The 15621-nt window shown below is 67.5% G+C and carries 19 protein-coding genes; 11 read left to right on the top strand and 8 right to left on the bottom strand.

Going from position 1 to position 15621, the window contains the following annotated elements; all coding sequences use genetic code 11:
- Positions 1-4 precede the first annotated feature (4 nt).
- The 4 genes from FBY28_RS23865 to FBY28_RS23850 are packed head-to-tail and all read right to left on the bottom strand — an operon-like array spanning position 5 to position 2553.
- Positions 5-823: a hypothetical protein gene (locus FBY28_RS23865; protein ID WP_141869660.1), complete on the bottom strand. Its 819-nt coding sequence runs from the start codon at positions 821-823 to the stop codon at positions 5-7.
- 39 nt (positions 824-862) lie between these two features.
- A complete protein-coding gene (locus tag FBY28_RS23860) occupies positions 863-1168 on the bottom strand; it encodes a hypothetical protein (protein ID WP_141869659.1) in 306 nt (101 codons plus the stop codon).
- A gap of 37 nt (positions 1169-1205) precedes the next feature.
- Entirely contained in the window at positions 1206-2102 is an 897-nt protein-coding gene (locus tag FBY28_RS23855; protein ID WP_141869658.1) for a CE1 family esterase, read from the bottom strand.
- Positions 2103-2121: 19 nt separating this feature from the next.
- Positions 2122-2553 carry a type II toxin-antitoxin system Rv0910 family toxin gene (locus FBY28_RS23850; RefSeq protein ID WP_019511837.1) on the bottom strand — a complete coding sequence of 144 codons (432 nt, stop codon included), beginning with the start codon at positions 2551-2553 and terminating at the stop codon, positions 2122-2124.
- 56 nt (positions 2554-2609) lie between these two features.
- Here FBY28_RS23850 and FBY28_RS23845 point away from each other — a divergent pair, with 56 nt between their 5' ends.
- Entirely contained in the window at positions 2610-3155 is a 546-nt protein-coding gene (locus tag FBY28_RS23845; protein ID WP_141869657.1) for a DUF1697 domain-containing protein, read from the top strand.
- 5 nt (positions 3156-3160) lie between these two features.
- On the opposite strand, the gene FBY28_RS23840 is transcribed toward FBY28_RS23845, so the two are convergent.
- On the bottom strand, positions 3161-4213 hold the full coding sequence (locus tag FBY28_RS23840) for a 3-deoxy-7-phosphoheptulonate synthase (RefSeq protein WP_141869656.1): 1053 nt from the start codon (positions 4211-4213) through the stop codon (positions 3161-3163).
- Between the two features lie 230 nt (positions 4214-4443).
- Positions 4444-4629, bottom strand: coding sequence for a hypothetical protein (locus tag FBY28_RS23835; protein WP_141869655.1), 186 nt, complete (start codon positions 4627-4629; stop codon positions 4444-4446).
- A 24-nt stretch (positions 4630-4653) separates the two neighbouring features.
- On the opposite strand from FBY28_RS23835, the gene FBY28_RS23830 reads away from it, so the two are divergent.
- From FBY28_RS23830 to FBY28_RS26310, 6 genes are all read left to right on the top strand, one after another.
- Entirely contained in the window at positions 4654-5322 is a 669-nt protein-coding gene (locus FBY28_RS23830; RefSeq protein WP_141869654.1) for a class I SAM-dependent methyltransferase, read from the top strand.
- The gene (locus FBY28_RS23825; protein ID WP_141869653.1) at positions 5319-5795 is read left to right on the top strand and encodes an SRPBCC family protein; all 477 of its coding nucleotides are present in this window, start codon (positions 5319-5321) and stop codon (positions 5793-5795) included. Before FBY28_RS23830 ends, FBY28_RS23825 begins: the two co-directional genes overlap by 4 nt.
- 48 nt (positions 5796-5843) lie before the next feature.
- Entirely contained in the window at positions 5844-6554 is a 711-nt protein-coding gene (locus FBY28_RS23820; RefSeq protein WP_141869652.1) for a Clp protease N-terminal domain-containing protein, read from the top strand.
- Positions 6555-6563: 9 nt separating this feature from the next.
- Positions 6564-6986 carry a PPOX class F420-dependent oxidoreductase gene (locus tag FBY28_RS23815; protein WP_141869651.1) on the top strand — a complete coding sequence of 141 codons (423 nt, stop codon included), beginning with the start codon at positions 6564-6566 and terminating at the stop codon, positions 6984-6986.
- A 66-nt stretch (positions 6987-7052) separates the two neighbouring features.
- A complete protein-coding gene (locus FBY28_RS26315) occupies positions 7053-7577 on the top strand; it encodes a hypothetical protein (RefSeq protein WP_141869650.1) in 525 nt (174 codons plus the stop codon).
- On the top strand, positions 7541-8116 hold the full coding sequence (locus FBY28_RS26310) for a GNAT family N-acetyltransferase (RefSeq protein ID WP_141869649.1): 576 nt from the start codon (positions 7541-7543) through the stop codon (positions 8114-8116). The genes FBY28_RS26315 and FBY28_RS26310 overlap by 37 nt, the downstream gene beginning before the upstream one ends.
- Here FBY28_RS26310 and zapE read toward each other — a convergent pair.
- A complete protein-coding gene (gene zapE / locus FBY28_RS23800) occupies positions 8091-9128 on the bottom strand; it encodes a cell division protein ZapE (protein ID WP_141869648.1) in 1038 nt (345 codons plus the stop codon). The genes FBY28_RS26310 and zapE overlap by 26 nt on opposite strands.
- Before the next feature lie 35 nt (positions 9129-9163).
- On the opposite strand from zapE, the gene FBY28_RS23795 reads away from it, so the two are divergent.
- From FBY28_RS23795 to msrB, 4 genes are all read left to right on the top strand, one after another.
- A complete protein-coding gene (locus FBY28_RS23795; protein WP_141869647.1) occupies positions 9164-9934 on the top strand; it encodes a pyrimidine reductase family protein in 771 nt (256 codons plus the stop codon).
- Positions 9935-10013: 79 nt separating this feature from the next.
- On the top strand, positions 10014-11570 hold the full coding sequence (locus tag FBY28_RS23790; RefSeq protein ID WP_141869646.1) for an alpha/beta hydrolase: 1557 nt from the start codon (positions 10014-10016) through the stop codon (positions 11568-11570).
- Between the two features lie 35 nt (positions 11571-11605).
- Positions 11606-12877 carry an arabinofuranan 3-O-arabinosyltransferase gene (aftC, locus tag FBY28_RS23785; RefSeq protein WP_174241728.1) on the top strand — a complete coding sequence of 424 codons (1272 nt, stop codon included), beginning with the start codon at positions 11606-11608 and terminating at the stop codon, positions 12875-12877.
- The gene (gene msrB, locus FBY28_RS23780) at positions 12874-13293 is read left to right on the top strand and encodes a peptide-methionine (R)-S-oxide reductase MsrB (RefSeq protein ID WP_141869644.1); all 420 of its coding nucleotides are present in this window, start codon (positions 12874-12876) and stop codon (positions 13291-13293) included. Before aftC ends, msrB begins: the two co-directional genes overlap by 4 nt.
- Here msrB and FBY28_RS23775 read toward each other — a convergent pair.
- Positions 13250-15580 (bottom strand): putative bifunctional diguanylate cyclase/phosphodiesterase, encoded by a 2331-nt coding sequence (locus tag FBY28_RS23775; protein WP_141869643.1) that lies wholly within the window; start codon positions 15578-15580, stop codon positions 13250-13252. The two genes, msrB and FBY28_RS23775, sit on opposite strands and share 44 nt — an antisense overlap.
- Positions 15581-15621 lie beyond the last annotated feature (41 nt).

Below are 15621 nucleotides of genomic sequence, written 5' to 3'. Positions count from 1 at the left end.
CGCGTCATCGCGGCCGACCCGTCGCCTCGGCCGCGGCCAGCAGGTGCGCCAAGATCTTGATCGAGGCGATATCGGAGGCGCTGAACCCGTCCTTCTCCAAGGTGTTGGCCGTCAGCATTCCGAAGGCCACGTCGGCACGCACCGCCACCGACACGAACGACTTGTAGACACGGCCCCTACTGACATCCCAGGTCTCCGGGATGCGCGCGTCGGTGTCGTTGCTGCTCTCGACGTCACCGTGGTCGATCAGCGTCCACACGCCCTGATCACCGCCGGTCCCCTCGACGAATTCGCTGGTGAACGAATCCTCGCGGTTGATCGAGTCGACATAGGAACCACACGTCATCACCCGGGAACCGCCGGGGCGATGCTGCACCCGGAAGTACGCCGCACGCGGCGCATCGCTTTGCATCAGGTCGCACACCTTGCTGACGATGGACGACCGGAACCCGCTGATCTCGCGGTCCCGGGCGGCCTGATCCATGGCCGCGAACCGGCGCAGCTTATCGGCGGTGCCCAACATCGCGCCGTTGATCAGCAGCGAGGTCCGCCGCGACTCGGCGCGCAACGCCTGCTCCAGATCGGTCTTCTGGCCCTCCTGCTGCGCCTTGTAGGCACGCTCGTTGCGAAACTTGAACAATCCGGTGATGGCCGTGGCGGTGGCCAGCACGACGGTCGCGATCCGCAGCCCGAGCTCCCAGCCGCCGCCGGTCAGATTGGTCAGCAGTGCCACCACCGCGGTCAGCACCGCAAGGACGGTCAGGGCGATGTTGTACTGCACCGCCCGGTCCTTCACGACGTCGTCGACCACCTTGTCTGCCACGCCAGCAGCATCTCACCCGCCACCGTCAACGCCGCACGATCAGCCCAGGGTCAGCATCCAGGCCGGAACCCAATGCGTCACCGGCCGTTCGCTGGCCCCGAAGCGCACCGGATAGGTGACCAACCCCCACCACGCACCCTGTTCGCACAACCCCCAGCAGGTCAGCTGCGCCTCGACAACCTTGTGCATCTGCAGCCCCAGCGGGTGCTGACGGCCCCACCGGCAGTGCGGTTGACGCGGGAACAGCGCGGCCAGATCCACCAGCACGGTCTGCGGTGGATCGACCCGGCGGAACACCTCACGCGTGGGCTGCCCGCCGTACCCGATGGACTGCATCTCACCCACCGTTCGATCATATGTTCGAACGGTGGGTATGCGGAAGTCAGCGCCCGTGTTCGCCGAAGAAGACCGCGGCGGCCTCGGAGGCGCTGAACGACCTGATCGCCGGGCCCACCTGGTTGGCCGGCAGGATCTCCGGGGCCCCGGGCCACGTGTGCCCGCCGCCGTCGACCCGCATGTAGACCACCGCCGACCCCTCGGCGCAGCGATAACTGATCCGCTCGACGAACTGGGCATCGGCGCCGGGCTGCGGTTCGATCAATGGATCCGCAGCACAGGCGTCGAGGTGTCGCCAGCTGTCGACCAGCGCGGTGGCCGCCAGGACGGTGCTCGCCCCACCGCGGCCCATCATCGGTCCACCGCCGATGGGCACGATCGGGTCCAGCGTGCCGTGGATGGTCAGCACCGACACCGGGCGCGACGGATGACACCCGACATTGGTCCCGAGGGACGCACCGACGGTCGCGATGGCGGCGAACACGTCGGCGCGCTCACAGGCCAACCGGTTGGCCATGAAACCGCCCGCCGACAACCCGGTGGCGAACACCCGGCCCGGCGGTATCCCGAAGTCGGCCGAAAGTCGCTGCACCAGCGCCACCAGGAATCCGACATCGTCGACGCCGGTGCGGTCGGGCACCGAGGCGCCGCGCCCGTCGGCCCAGCTGAAGTCGATCCCGTCGGGATAGACCACGACATAACCGTGCTGGTCGGCCACCGGATCGAAGTCGGTCAGCGCGGCCTGCTGCGCTCCGGTCTGCCCACCGGCATGCAGGCTGAGCACCAGCCCCTTCGGCGTGCCTGGCGGCACATGCACCTGATAGGTGCGGCTCAGCCCGCCGAAGTCGATATGCGCCACCGGCGCTTCGGCGGTGGCCACCGGTACCGGTGTCAGCGCACAGGCCAGCACAACCAGCAACGCCGCGGCGCGTCTCCCCCACACGTGGGCGAGCTTAGATGCTTCAGGCGTACAGCGACTCGAAGTTGTCGACCGAACGCTCGATATCGCCCTTGACGGTGCGCGCGGCGACCGCACCGATCGGACCGAACAGCGGCGGCCCGCCCAGGTCGATGGTGACGGTGAACGCACATCCCGACGCGGTCGGCTTCACCGCCATCTTCAGCCCGTACTTGGTCCCGCCGACCCCCTTGCCGGTGACCTCCACCAGCCGCGGAGCGTCGAACGTGCGCACCGTCCAGGTGACCCGGTTGCGCATGCCCTTCGCACCGGCCACCCCGATCAGCGTCGTACCGGCGGTCAGTTCGTCGGGGACATCGCTGCGCCAGCCCTCGTGCAGGACCAGCCAGTCCCCCAGTTCGTCGAGCTTGGACACGTGGTCCCATGCGGTCTGCGGGTCTATCGACAGCTCGCGGGAAAGTTCGACCTTTGCCATGGGCGGAATGCTAGTAGCTTCGGTGCGATGCACCGCAGCAACGTCGGGTTCGGCTGATGGCCCGCTACGTCGCCCTGTTGCGCGGAATCAACGTCGGCGGCAAGAACATCATCGCGATGAAGGATCTGCGCGCCACCCTCGACGAGCACGGTTATGACAACGTGCGCACCTACATCCAGTCGGGCAACGTGCTGTTCGACACCGACGACGATCCCGCGAACCTGGAGACCGCCATCGAGGGCACCCTGGAGAAGGCATTCGGCGTGCCGCTGGTCGTGGTGGTGCGCTCACACCGCCAGCTGCGCAACGTGGTCACCAAGGCGCCCAAGGGTTTCGGTGCCGACCCCGACACGTTCCATTCCGACACGATCTTCCTGAAGGCGCCCCTGACCGCGGCGCGCGTGCTGGATATCGTCACGCTGCGCGACGGGGTCGACCAGGTCTGGCCGGGTACCGGGGTGGTGTATTTCGCGCGGCTGAGCGCCGAACGAACCAAGAGCAGGTTGAGCAAGATCACCACCACCGCCGAGTACAAGCAGATGACGATCCGCAACTGGAAGACCACGCAGACCCTGCTGGCCCTGCTCGACGAGCAGGGCTAGCCGGGTCAGCGGCGCGCGAGCTCGCGCAACACCAGATCGGTTGTGGCCCAATCCATGCACTTGTCGGTGACCGACTGGCCGTAGGTCAGCGGCTTGGCATCGGGTGACTGGGCGCCGGCCACCAGGAAGCTCTCCAACATGACACCGCTGACCGGTAGTCCGTCGCGCACCAGCTGCGCCACCTCGGCGGCCACGACGGCCTGGCGGACGTGATCCTTGCCGGAATTGGCGTGGCTGCAGTCGATGACGACGCGGCCGGGCAGGCCGGCGGCCACCAGCTTGTCGGCCACCGCATTGATCGCGGATGCGTCATAGTTGGGTCCGCCGGTGCCGCCGCGCAGGATCACATGGCAGTCCTCGTTGCCCGCGGTGTTGACCAGCGCGCCCCGGCCCATGTCATCCATCCCGAAGAAGACATGTTGGGCCGCAGCGGCATTGACACCGTCGACGGCGACCTGGATGTTGCCGTCGGTGCCGTTCTTGAAGCCGACCGGCATGGACAGACCCGAGGCCAGCTGCCGGTGCACCTGCGATTCGGTGGTGCGCGCACCGATGGCGCCCCAGGCGACGGCGTCGGCGATGTACTGGGGGCTGGTGGGCTCGAGGAATTCGCATCCGACCGGCAGACCGATGTCGATGATGTCGAGCAGCAACTGGCGCGCGGTCCGCAGCCCCCGCGTGACGTCGAAGGTGTTGTCCATGCCCGGATCGTTGATCAGGCCCTTCCAGCCGATCGTGGTGCGGGGCTTCTCGAAGTACACCCGCATGACGATCTTGAGCCGGTCCTTGAGCTCCTCGGCCACCGTGGCCAGCCGGCCGGCGTAGTCGAGCGCGGCCTCGGGGTCGTGTACCGAGCACGGGCCGACCACGACCAGCAGGCGGTCGTCGCGACCGGCCAGGATGTCGGCGATCTCGTCGCGGTCGCCCGCCACCCGCTCGGCCCGCCGCGCGCCCAGCGGGAACTCGGTGAGCACATCGTGCGGGCTGGGGATTTCGCTGAAACTGCGAATCCGCCGGTCCGACGTCGCGGGTGCGGTGGCGATCTGCGCCAGATTCATGGGGTGCCTTCCTGCTACGGGCACCTGCGTGAGATTTCGGCGCCCTCGTAATGACGAAAGGCAGCGACCGTGGTGGTCACTGCCTGGGCTCCGGGTGGATGCGCGGTTAGAACAACGCTTTATCGGCTCCGCCCGGAGCCTTGATAAAGCGCCAATAGGCGGCGCATACACCGATGTTCACGTCGGCCAGGTTACACGCTCGCCGTGCACGGGCCAAAGCGGCCTCGGCGTCACGGCTTGAGCCGCCAGGCATAACCGGCGATGCCCACCCCGATCAAGGCGATCAGCGGACCGAGCACCGACCAGGTGGTGGTGTTGCTCATCGGACTGCCTCCGACGGCGCCGAAACCCTGCAGGGCGAACAGGGTGCCGAAGGCCGCCAGGATGATTCCGATGCACAACACCGCGATACGCATACTGCGACAGTAACCTCGACAGCGATGGTTGACATCTCGTTCCTGGAGCGCACCCGGGCCGGCTATGACCGCACGGCCGCCGGTTATGCCACCGCCTTCGGCGGCCACCTCGACGACAAACCGGTCGACCGCGCGATGCTGCGGGCGTTCGCCGATTCGGTACCGGCGGGGTGGCCCGTCGTCGACGTCGGTTGTGGGACCGGCGCGGCCACCGCGCTCCTGCGGGCGTATGGCGCCGCGGTGTCGGGAATCGACCTGTCTACCAACATGATCGACCATGCGCGCCGTGCGTGCCCGGGTATCGATTTCACCATCGGCTCGATGACAGCGCTGCCGTTGCCCGACGCGAGCGTCGGCGGGGTGTGCGCGTGGTATTCGATAATCCACGTGCCCGACGACGCCCTGGCCGGGGTGTTCGCCGAGTTCCGACGCGTGTTGATTCCCGGCGGCGTCGCCCTGTTGGCGTTCCAGGTCGGCGATCAACCACGCCATCTGACCGAGGCATTCGGCGAACACGTCGATCTGGTCTTCGAACGCCGTCGCCCGGAATCGGTCGCCGAGTCGCTGGGCGCCGCCGGCCTCCCGGTGTACACCCAACTGGTCCGCGCCCCCGACGACGACGGTGTCGAATCGACACCGCAGGGGTATCTGATCGCCCGCAAACCCAACCGCCAGCAAGGAGTCTCCCCGTGAGCGACCGCATGGAAGTCCAACGCACCATCGCCGCCCCGGCCGCCGACATCTTCGCCGTGCTGACCGACCCGCACGGCCACGTGGCCATCGACGCCTCCGGCATGTTGCAGGATGCGACCGGCGAACCGGCCCGACAGGTCGGTGACCGGTTCGTGGTGCACATGGATCGGGAGGCGCTCAACGACTTTCCGATGGGCAAGTACGACGTGACCGTCGACATCGTCGACTACGAGCAGGACCGGCTGATCGCCTGGACCATCCTCGGCCAGATCAAGCCGCAGATCGGCCACGTCTACGGCTACCGCCTGGAGCCCACCGACGACGGGACCGTCGTGACATCGTTCTACGACTGGTCGGCCATCGACGACAAGTGGCGCGAGGCGGGCATCTTCCCGGTGATCCCCGAGTCGGCACTGCGTGCGACGCTGGGCATTCTCGATCGCACGGTGCGACGCGGCTACCCGCGGCCATAGCGTCAACCCAGGGTTGACGAAGGCGCATCGTCAACCTACGGTTGACGCATGAGCACTTCTGTCAGCCTCGACGACCTGATCCGCACCATCAAGTCCGTCCACACCGACGCCCTCCAACAACTCTCCGACGCCGTGCTGGCCGCCGAACACCTCGGCGAGGTCGCCGACCACCTCGTCGGTCACTTCGTGGACCAGGCCCGCTGCTCCGGGGCCTCCTGGACCGACATCGGCGCCAGCATGGGCGTCACCAAACAGGCCGCCCAGAAACGGTTCGTCCCCAAGGGCGACACCATCGACCCCAACGAGGGTTTCGCACGGTTCACCCCGCGAGCCCGCGCCGCGGTCGTCTTCAGCCAGAACGCCGCCCGCGATGCCGAGAACACCGAGATCACCCCCGAGCACCTGATTCTGGGCCTGCTGGTCGACACCGACTCACTGGCCATCGCCCTGCTACGCGCCCAGGGCATCGAACCCGACCAGCTGCGCGCGGCAATCACGCTGCCGGCCGCCACCGGCCAGACATTGGACCTGGTGCCCTTCAACGGGGCCGCCAGGAAGGTGCTGGAGCTGACCTTCCGCGAGGCACTTCGCCTGGGCCACAACTACATCGGCACCGAACACATGCTGCTGGCGCTGCTGGAGTCCGAGTCCGGGGACGGCCCCCTGCACGGCCTGGGCCTCGACAGGGACCGGGTCACCACCACCCTGGTCGATCTGCTGTCGTCGATGCCGGGAATGAAATCCGACGACGAACTGTAGAACTGCGACATGGAACTCAACGCAGCCGCCCGGGAACTCATCGGTGCGGGCGCCGACGCCACGCTGGTCACCATCAACCCCGACGGCAGCCCGCAGGCCACCGTCGTCTGGGTCGCGCTGCAATCCACCCCCGAGGGCGACGAACTCGTCTCGGCCCACCTGTCCGACACCTACCGCAAGGTGCGCAACATCCGCCGCGACGGCCGGGTCACCGCCACCATCCTTGCTCCGAGCAAGCCCGGCCAGCAACGCGAGTACCTGTCGGTCACCGGCACCGCGCGCGTCGTCGAAGGCGGTCTGGATGTCCTCAAGGATCTGGCCGTCGCCATGCTCGGCTCCGACGAACACTTCCCACCCGCCGATGCCCCCGACGGATTCCTGACCCGGATCCGCATCGAATCCGTCGGCGGACACGGCCCCTGGGTGGCCTAAACGGCCGAACCTCCGAGCCGCCGCCGGGCATGTGCCATCATGCGAAGCAGCAAAGGGAGGGTTTGTATGCCGCGCTTGTTGTCGATCCTTGTCGCCGCCATGACGTTGGTGGCGGTCGGTGTCGCGCCACCCGCCGCCGCGGCCGAGACGCCGATCGGCGACCTCGGACAGACGCTGCGCGTCCAGTACGACGACTTCGTCGCCGACGTCACCGTCCACGACGTGCTCCCGGTGCCCGTCCCGCCCGGCTGGGGTTGGAACGGCTCGCCGCGCTGGCGGGCCCAGGGCGGCCCCTGGCGCGCCGGCATCACCGTGCACGTGATCTCCGCGCCCAACCCGTTCAAGCTGTCGATCGCCACCACGTTCAGCGGCGTCACCCCGTACGCCGACGCCTACGCCGCCAAACACACCGATGCCCCCGACGCGCTGGAGAAGGCACTGCTCAACGCCCCGCCAGGGGCCACCGTCTCCGGTGGCGTCTACTGGGACGTCTACCGCGCGCTGGTCACCAACGTGGTGATGATCAACCCGCAGACCGGAACCCATCTGGCGCAGTGGAACATCTGGCAGCCGGGCTCCCCCCTGCCGTGATCCGGGCCGCCACGGCCGCGGACGTCGACGAGCTGGCCGCGGTCGCGGCCGCTACGTTCCCGTTGGCCTGCCCGGCCGAGTCCGACCCCGGTGATGTGGCCGCGTTCGTCGCGACCCACCTCTCACCGCAGGCCTTCGGGGACTATCTGCTCGACCCGGATCGCATCGTGCTCATCGCGTGCGACGCAGATCGGATCCTCGGCTACACCATGCTGATTCGCGGTGAGCCCGACGACCCCGATGTGCAGCGCGCCGTCCCGCACCGGCCGACCGTCGAACTGTCCAAGATGTACACCGCACCCGAAGCCCACGGCCGCGGCATCGCCGCCGCACTGATGGCACACGCCCTGGGACACTGCACCGACCTCGGCGCGGCATGCGTGTGGCTCGGGGTGAACCAGGACAATGCCCGGGCGCAACGCTTCTACGCGAAATCGGGATTCGAGGTCGCCGGGACCAAGACGTTCCAGCTGGGCAACAACATCGAGAACGACTACGTGATGGTGCGAAGGCTCAGCCCGACTGCGCCGCCGCCGTGAGTGCCAACAACCGCGACGTGGCCCGCAGGTACTTCTTGCGGAAACCACCTGCCACCATCTCGTCGCTGAAGATCGTGTCGAGCTTGGTCCCCGAGGCCAGGATCGGGACGCCGGCGTCGTAGAGCCGGTCGGTCAGTGCCACCAGCCGCAACGCCACACTCTGGTCGGTGATCGGGTGCACCCCGGTGATGAACACCTCCCGGACCCCGTCGATCAACGCGTGATAGCGCGAAGGATGCATGGTCGCCAGGTGGGCGCACAGCGCGTCGAAATCGTCGAGCGTCGCGCCGTCGACCCCGACGGCGCGGGCACGCACCGCGTCATCGGACAGCGGCTCCGGCGCCGGCGGCAGGCCACGGTGCCGGTAGTCGGGACCCTCGACCCGCACGGTCGTGAAGATCGCGGCCAGCGTGTTGATCTCACGCAGGAAATCCTGTGCGGCGAACCGGCCCTCACCCAACTGCTCGGGCAACGTGTTGGAGGTGGCGGCAATCGACACCCCGCGCTCGACGAGGGCCGAGAGCAGCCGCGAGATCAACGTGGTGTTGCCAGGGTCGTCGAGCTCGAACTCGTCGATGCAGATCACGATGTACTGGCTCAGCAGCTCGATGCACTCGGTGAAACCGAACACCCCGGCCAGCTGGGTGAGCTCACCGAACGTCGCGAATGCCGTCGGCGCGACGTCGGCGTTGGTCAGGGCGTAGTAGGTGGAGGCCAGCAGGTGGGTCTTGCCGACACCGAACCCGCCGTCGAGGTACACCCCCACCCCGGGCAGCACCTCCCGCTTGCCGAACAGCTTCTTCTTTCCGGCCCGCCGCTGCAGCGCCTGCTCGCAGAACTCCCGGCACCGCTCGACCGCCGCGGCCTGCGACGGCTCGGCGGGATCGGGGCGGTAGGTGTCGAAGCTGACATCGGCGAAGGTCGGCGGTGGCACCAGCCGCGCGACCAGCTGTTCCGGCGTCACCTTGGGGTGCCGATCCACCAAACCGTCGACCCTGGTGCCGCTTTGCATGTCGTGCACCTTATCGACGTGCTGCAATGAAACCCATGTCGGATAGCGCCGCTGGGACGGATTTCACAACGCTGGGCCCCGTCGATGACGCCGGCGCCGGGCTTTCCGAGCTGTACGCCTACCCCGAGAACCTCGATTCCTGCTGGGTGCGGGCCAACTTCATCACCAGCCTCGACGGAGCGGCGACCGCCGACGGGAAATCCGGTGTCCTCGGCGGCGACGGGGACCGCGCGCTCTACCGGCTGATGCGCGAGCTCGCCGATGTGGTGCTCGTCGGCGCGGGCACGGTACGCGTCGAAGGCTATTCCGGTGCGCAGCTGGGTGCGGCCGAACGCCAGGCGCGGAACGCCCGCGGCCAGGCCGAGGTGCCGCCGATCGCGATGGTCACCCGCACCGCACGGCTGGACCACAGCCTGCCGGTGTTCACCCAGACCGAGGTGCCGCCACTGATCCTGACCACCCACGAGTCCGCCGAGGAGGCGCGCACCGAGTTCGCCGGGCTGGCGCAGGTGTACGACTGCTCGGCCCCCGGTGATCCCGGTGCCGTCGACCTGGCCACCACACTGGACACGCTGGCCGGGCTGGGCCTTACGCGGGTGCTGACCGAGGGTGGCCCCAGCCTGCTCGGTGCGTTGATCTCCGCGGGATTGCTCGACGAACTGTGCCTGACGATCGCGCCGACCCTGGTGGGCGGTTCGGGTAAGCGCATCACCGACGGCCATGACGAGGCGATCACCCGGATGCGCCGCCGGCACACGCTCACCGACGACGACGGTTATCTGTACACGCGCTACAGCCGTCACTGATCCAGCGGGCGTGATCGCTACTGTGGTCGGCATGGTTACGGCGGGCAGGAGCGCGGCGGCTCGAGGAGTCCGCCCGGTGATGAGGGCACTCGGTGTTTCCGCGGTCGCCGTGTTGCTGACCTCGTGTGCGCCACTGCTGGCCGCCAACCCGCAGTACGCCACCGACGAGGGCGCCGGCCCGCAGGGCGCTCCGGAAACCACACCCGCCGCCTCCGGACCGCCGGCATGGGAAGCACCGAGCGCCGACAACGACCGCGCATTGAACTGGTCGGACTGCACCGCGCAGACCTTCCGTGATGCCGCCGTGGCGCCGGTGTCCGGTGTGACCCTCGAATGCGCGACCTACGACGCCGACCTCGATCCGATCAAGGGTGCCAACGGGACGATCCCGATCGGTGTGGTCCGGGCCCGCACCGCCGCCACCCCGACCGACGCCGGACCGTTGGTGTTCACCACCGGCAGCGACCTGCCGTCGTCGACCCAGCTGCCGGTCTGGCTGTCCCGGTCGGGAACCGACATCCTCAAGACGAACCCGATCGTCGCGGTCGACCGCCGCGGCATGGGACTGTCCAAAGCCATCGACTGCCGCGACCTGTTCGACCGCCAGGAGATGATCGACCAGACCCAGTTCGAAACCGGTGACGATCCGGTGGCCAAACTCAGCGCGATCGCCCAGACCGCCACCACGACCTGTACCGACACCATCGCCCCCGGCGACTCGGCCTACGACAACGCCCACGCCGCCGAGGACATCGAGCGGTTGCGCAGCACCTGGGACGTGCCGACCATCGCACTGCTCGGGATCGGCAACGGCGCCCAGGTGGCCTTGGCCTACGCCGGCTCGCACCCGGAGAAGGTGTCCCGTCTGGTGCTGGACTCCCCCCTGCCGTTGGCGATCGGCGCCGAAGCGGCCGCCGAGCAGCGGGTCAAGGGCCAGCAGGCCGCGCTGGATGCCTTCGCCGCACAGTGCACGGCCATCAACTGCCCGCTGAGCCCGGACCCCAAGGGCGCGGTCGATGCGCTACTCAAGGCCGCCCGCGAGGGACGGGGGCCCAACGGTGCGTCCGAGGCCGCGGTCGCCGACGCCATCACCACCGCGCTGGCCTTCCCGCGCGGTGACCGGGTGGCCGCGACCAACGCGCTCGGTGGCGCCATCGCCGCCGCCCGCGGCGGTGACACCGGCGCCATGACCGATCTGATCGCCCAGGCCGAGGATCTGCGCCAGACCGACGGCCAGTTCGTCAACAGCTGCAGCGATGCGCTCAACCGGCCCACCCCCGACCGCGTCCGCGAACTCGTCGTCGCCTGGAACCGCACCTACCCCCAGTTCGGCACCGTCGGCGCGCTGCGCATGGTGAACTGCCTGAGCTGGCCCAGCGGTTCGGCCTCCGAGGACCCCAAGGATCTGAAGGTCCCCACCCTGCTGCTCGGTGTGCAGAACGATCCCGTCATCGGCAATGAGGGCGTCGCCGCGGTCGCGGCCACCATCATCAACGCCGGGTCCAACAGCAAGCGGGTGATCTTCCAGGGCATCGGACACGGTGCCAGCGTCTACTCGCCGTGCGCGCTGCCCCCGGTGATCGGTTATCTGGAAAAAGGCACGCTGCCCGAGACCGACACGTTCTGCCCTGCCTGAGTGGGCCGTCAGGACACCCGGTGTAAATTGCGCAGGTGTCGTTCCAGCAGTCCGTCCTGAACGCGTTCCGTCCCAGCACCACACCGCCGTCGACGGCAACGATCCTGCGGTCGGTTCTGTGGCCCATCGCCATCCTCTCGGTGATCCACCGCAGCTATGTGTTGGGCACCAACGGCTACATCACCGATGACTTCGGGCCCGTCTACCGGGCCGTCATCAATTTCAAAATGGGCTGGGACATCTACAACGAGAACTTCGACCACGTCGACCCGCACTACCTGTACCCGCCCGGCGGCACGCTGTTGCTCGCACCCTTCGGCTATCTGCCCGTCGATGCCGCCCGCTACTGGTACATCACGTTCAATGTGATCGCATTCTTGATCGCGGCATATCTGCTGTTGCGGATGTTCAACTACACCCTGTCCTCGGTGGCCGCGCCCGCCTTGGTTCTGGCCATGTTCTGCACCGAATCCGTCACGAACACACTGGTTTTCACGAATATCAACGGGTGCATGCTGCTGGGCGCGGTGCTGTTCTTCCGGTTCCTGCTCAAGGGCGGACGCACCGCAGAACTGTTGGCGGGCGCCGCGATCGGCCTGACGCTGGTGGTCAAACCATCCCTGGCGCCGCTGTTGTTGCTACCGGTACTCAACCGCCAGTTCTACACCTTGATCACGGCCTTCGGTGTTCCGCTGGTCTTCAACGCGGCAGCCTGGCCGCTGGTGTCGGACCCGATGAGCTTCGTGCACCGGACGCTGCCCTACATCCTGGAGACGCGCGACTACTTCAACTCCTCGATCCTGGGCAACGGCATCTACTACGGCCTGCCGATGTGGCTGATCCTGTCCCTGCGCATCCTGTTCCTGCTGTTGGCCGCAGGCAGCCTGTACCTGCTCTACAGGTACTACCGCGAACGCGACCCGCTGTTCTGGCTGCTGACCTCGTCCGGTGTGCTGCTGACGGCGTCGTTCCTGGTGCTCTCGCTGGGCCAGGGCTACTACTCGACCATGCTGTTCCCGTTTTTGATGACGGTGGTACTGCGCAACTCGGTGCTGCACAACTGGCCGGCCTGGCTTGCGGTGTACGGGTTCATGACGATGGACCGCTGGCTGCTGGCGCACTGGCCGACCACCGGACGCTTCCTGGAATACATGAAGATCACCTACGGCTGGTCGCTGCTGTTGATCGTCGTGTTCTGCGTGCTGTACTTCCGCTACCTGGACGCCAAGGCCGACGGTCGGCTGGATTCCGGTATCGATCCGCCGTGGATGACGGATGCGGATCGGCGCGCTAGCGTGAAATCATGACGACCCCTGGTCCCAAGATCGAGCTGACCGACGACCAATGGCGCGAGAAGCTCAATCCCGCCGAATTCCAGGTGCTGCGCCGCGCGGGTACCGAGCGGCCCTTCACCGGCGAGTACACCGACACCAAGACCGCGGGGGTCTACGAGTGCCGGGCCTGCGGGTCTGAACTGTTCCGCAGCACCGAGAAGTTCGAATCCCACTGCGGGTGGCCGTCTTTCTTCGATCCGGCCAACTCCGAGGCGGTGATCCTGCGCCGTGACGACTCGCTGGGCATGACCCGCATCGAGGTCATCTGCGCCAACTGCCACAGCCACCTCGGGCACGTCTTCGAAGGCGAGGGTTATCCCACCCCCACCGACCAGCGCTACTGCATCAACTCGATATCGCTGCGTCTCGTTCCTGCCGCCGGGTCCTGAGCAGCGCCAGCAGCTCCGCCGGCGGCAACGGCTCGCTGAAGTAGTAGCCCTGCCCCACCTGGCAGCCGTACTCCCGTAAGAGCGAGGCGGTTTCGGCGTTCTCCACACCCTCGGCAACGGTGCTCAGTCCGAGTTCACGAGCCAGGTCGATCACCGCCCGCACGATGGCACCGGCCCGGCGATCATCGGTGATGGTGGTGACGAACCCCTTGTCCAACTTCAGTTCGTCGATGTGCAGATCACGCAGGTACGACAGGGCCGAGTAGCCGCTGCCGAAATCGTCGATGGCCACCCGGACACCGCTGGCACGCAGTTGGTCGATCGCCGTGGCGGCCACCTCGCGGTTGTCGAGCAGCAGATCCTCGGTGATCTCGACGGTCAGGGTCTCGAACGGCAGATCCCGTGCCCGCAGCGCACGCTGGATGCGGTCCGGCAGCCCGAAGTCGGACAGCGAGGGCGCGAAGATGTTGACCGCGACCGGAACCCGGAACCCCAGATCGCGCCAGCCGGCCACCTGGTCGAGCGCCTGCTCGAGAACCAATTCGTTGATGGGGCGCATCAATCCGTGATCGCGGACCAGTTGCAGGAACTGGTCCGGCCCGAGAAGGCCGCGATCGGGATGCGGCCAGCGGACCAGGGCCTCGACCCCGATGATCGATGCGTCGATCAGGTCGACCTTGGGCTGATAGACCAGCGTGAGCTCGAAGTTGTCGATGGCATGGCGCAGTTGGCCCAGCATCTGGAACGCCACCGCGCTGTCACGCGCGCTGTCGACAGCCCCCCGACGTGATTGCACCGGATCGCCGATGCCGGCGGGCACGTCCTCGTCGGAGTAGATGTGCACACCGGTGATGCGGCCGCGCTTGGCGGCATACATCGCCAGATCGGCCCGCTTGAGCAGATCATCGGCCGACAGCCTGGTCCCCTCGGAGTTCGCGACCGCCAACCCCGCGCTGGGGCAGAGCCGCAGCTCATATCCGTCGACCACGAACGGATCGGCGAACGCCGCCACCACGTGGTGGGCCACCAACCGCGCGGCGGCCTCGTCACCCTCCATCAGCACGACGAACTCGTCGCCCCCCATGCGGGCGACGGTATCGCCGGACCTGGTGCAGGTGACGATGCGCTCTGCGGCCTGGATCAGCAGTGAGTCACCGGCCGGATGGCCCAGTCCGTCGTTGACGAGCTTGAAGTCGTCGAGGTCCATCGACAGCACCGTGACGGCCTCGTCGTCACGCTCGTGCAGCGCCATCGCGTGCGTCAGTCGGTCCTGCAGCAGGGCACGGTTGGCCAGCCCGGTCAGCGGATCGCGCATGGCCTGAGCGGCGACCGTTTCCAGCAGCCGGCTGTTCTCGCCGACCACGATGAACTGCCGCACCAGCACCAGCACGATGAGCAGCACCGAGATCAACAGGGCAGGCGGCACCCCCGGCGATCCAGCAAAGTGCATCGCCGCCGCGGCCAGGGCCAGCACGATCGGGATGTATGGCAACCACATGGCGCCGCGGGAGATCGGCTGATCGGTATCGGCCCGCGTGCCGCTGTGTCTGCGGGAGGTCAGGGCCGCCAGCGCTATCAGCAACAGCCCGAGCGCCCATCCGATGCTGGAGAAGGGCACCCACGATTCGTTGTCATGCGTGTTGGTGAAGACGAAGATGCCGTCGCCGATGGCGATCAGCGTCATACCGCCGACCAGCAGGGCGAGCGACTGGCGCTGACCGGCGGGCGCGCGGGCCAGGACCAGCACCGCCACCGTGAGCACCCCGAGGTCCAGCATCGGGTACGCCATGGCAATCCCCAGCAGGAGACGACCGTCCCCATCGGACTGCAGGATGGTGTCCACGACCGTCCACCAGCCGATCTGGAAGAACGCGACCGCCACGATGACACCGTCGAGCGCCAGCCTGCCGTGGGTATACCCGGACGCCGCATGCGGGATGGCCAGCAAACCTATACAGACGAAGATCGGCAACACCAGATAGGCCACGTCGGCGATCGAGGGGAACGGCGATGCCATCTGCCACACCTCGTAATACGCCCAGATCACCGAGCCCAAGGTGTAACCGACCATGCCCACACTGACACAGCCCCATACCACCCGCTGCCGCCCCTGGGCACGCCATGCCGCGTACATACAGCAACCGGTCACGAACACCGAGATCACGATGAACGCCAGATCTTCGACCGCCACCCGCACATCGGGTGAACCCCACCCGGTGAGCAGCCAGACGGAGAACACGATGGTGGTGACCGCGGCCCCGCCCCCCACCCGGGCGACTGTCGGCATCGTCAAACGCTAGCAAACAATCAGGTCGACGCGCACCCGGT

The organism is Arthrobacter sp. SLBN-53 (genome assembly GCF_006715585.1).
Lineage (GTDB): Bacteria > Actinomycetota > Actinomycetes > Mycobacteriales > Mycobacteriaceae > Mycobacterium > Mycobacterium neoaurum_A.
The sequence above is the reverse complement of the archived record's forward strand: the minus strand, read 5'-3'. Positions and strand labels throughout refer to the sequence as shown.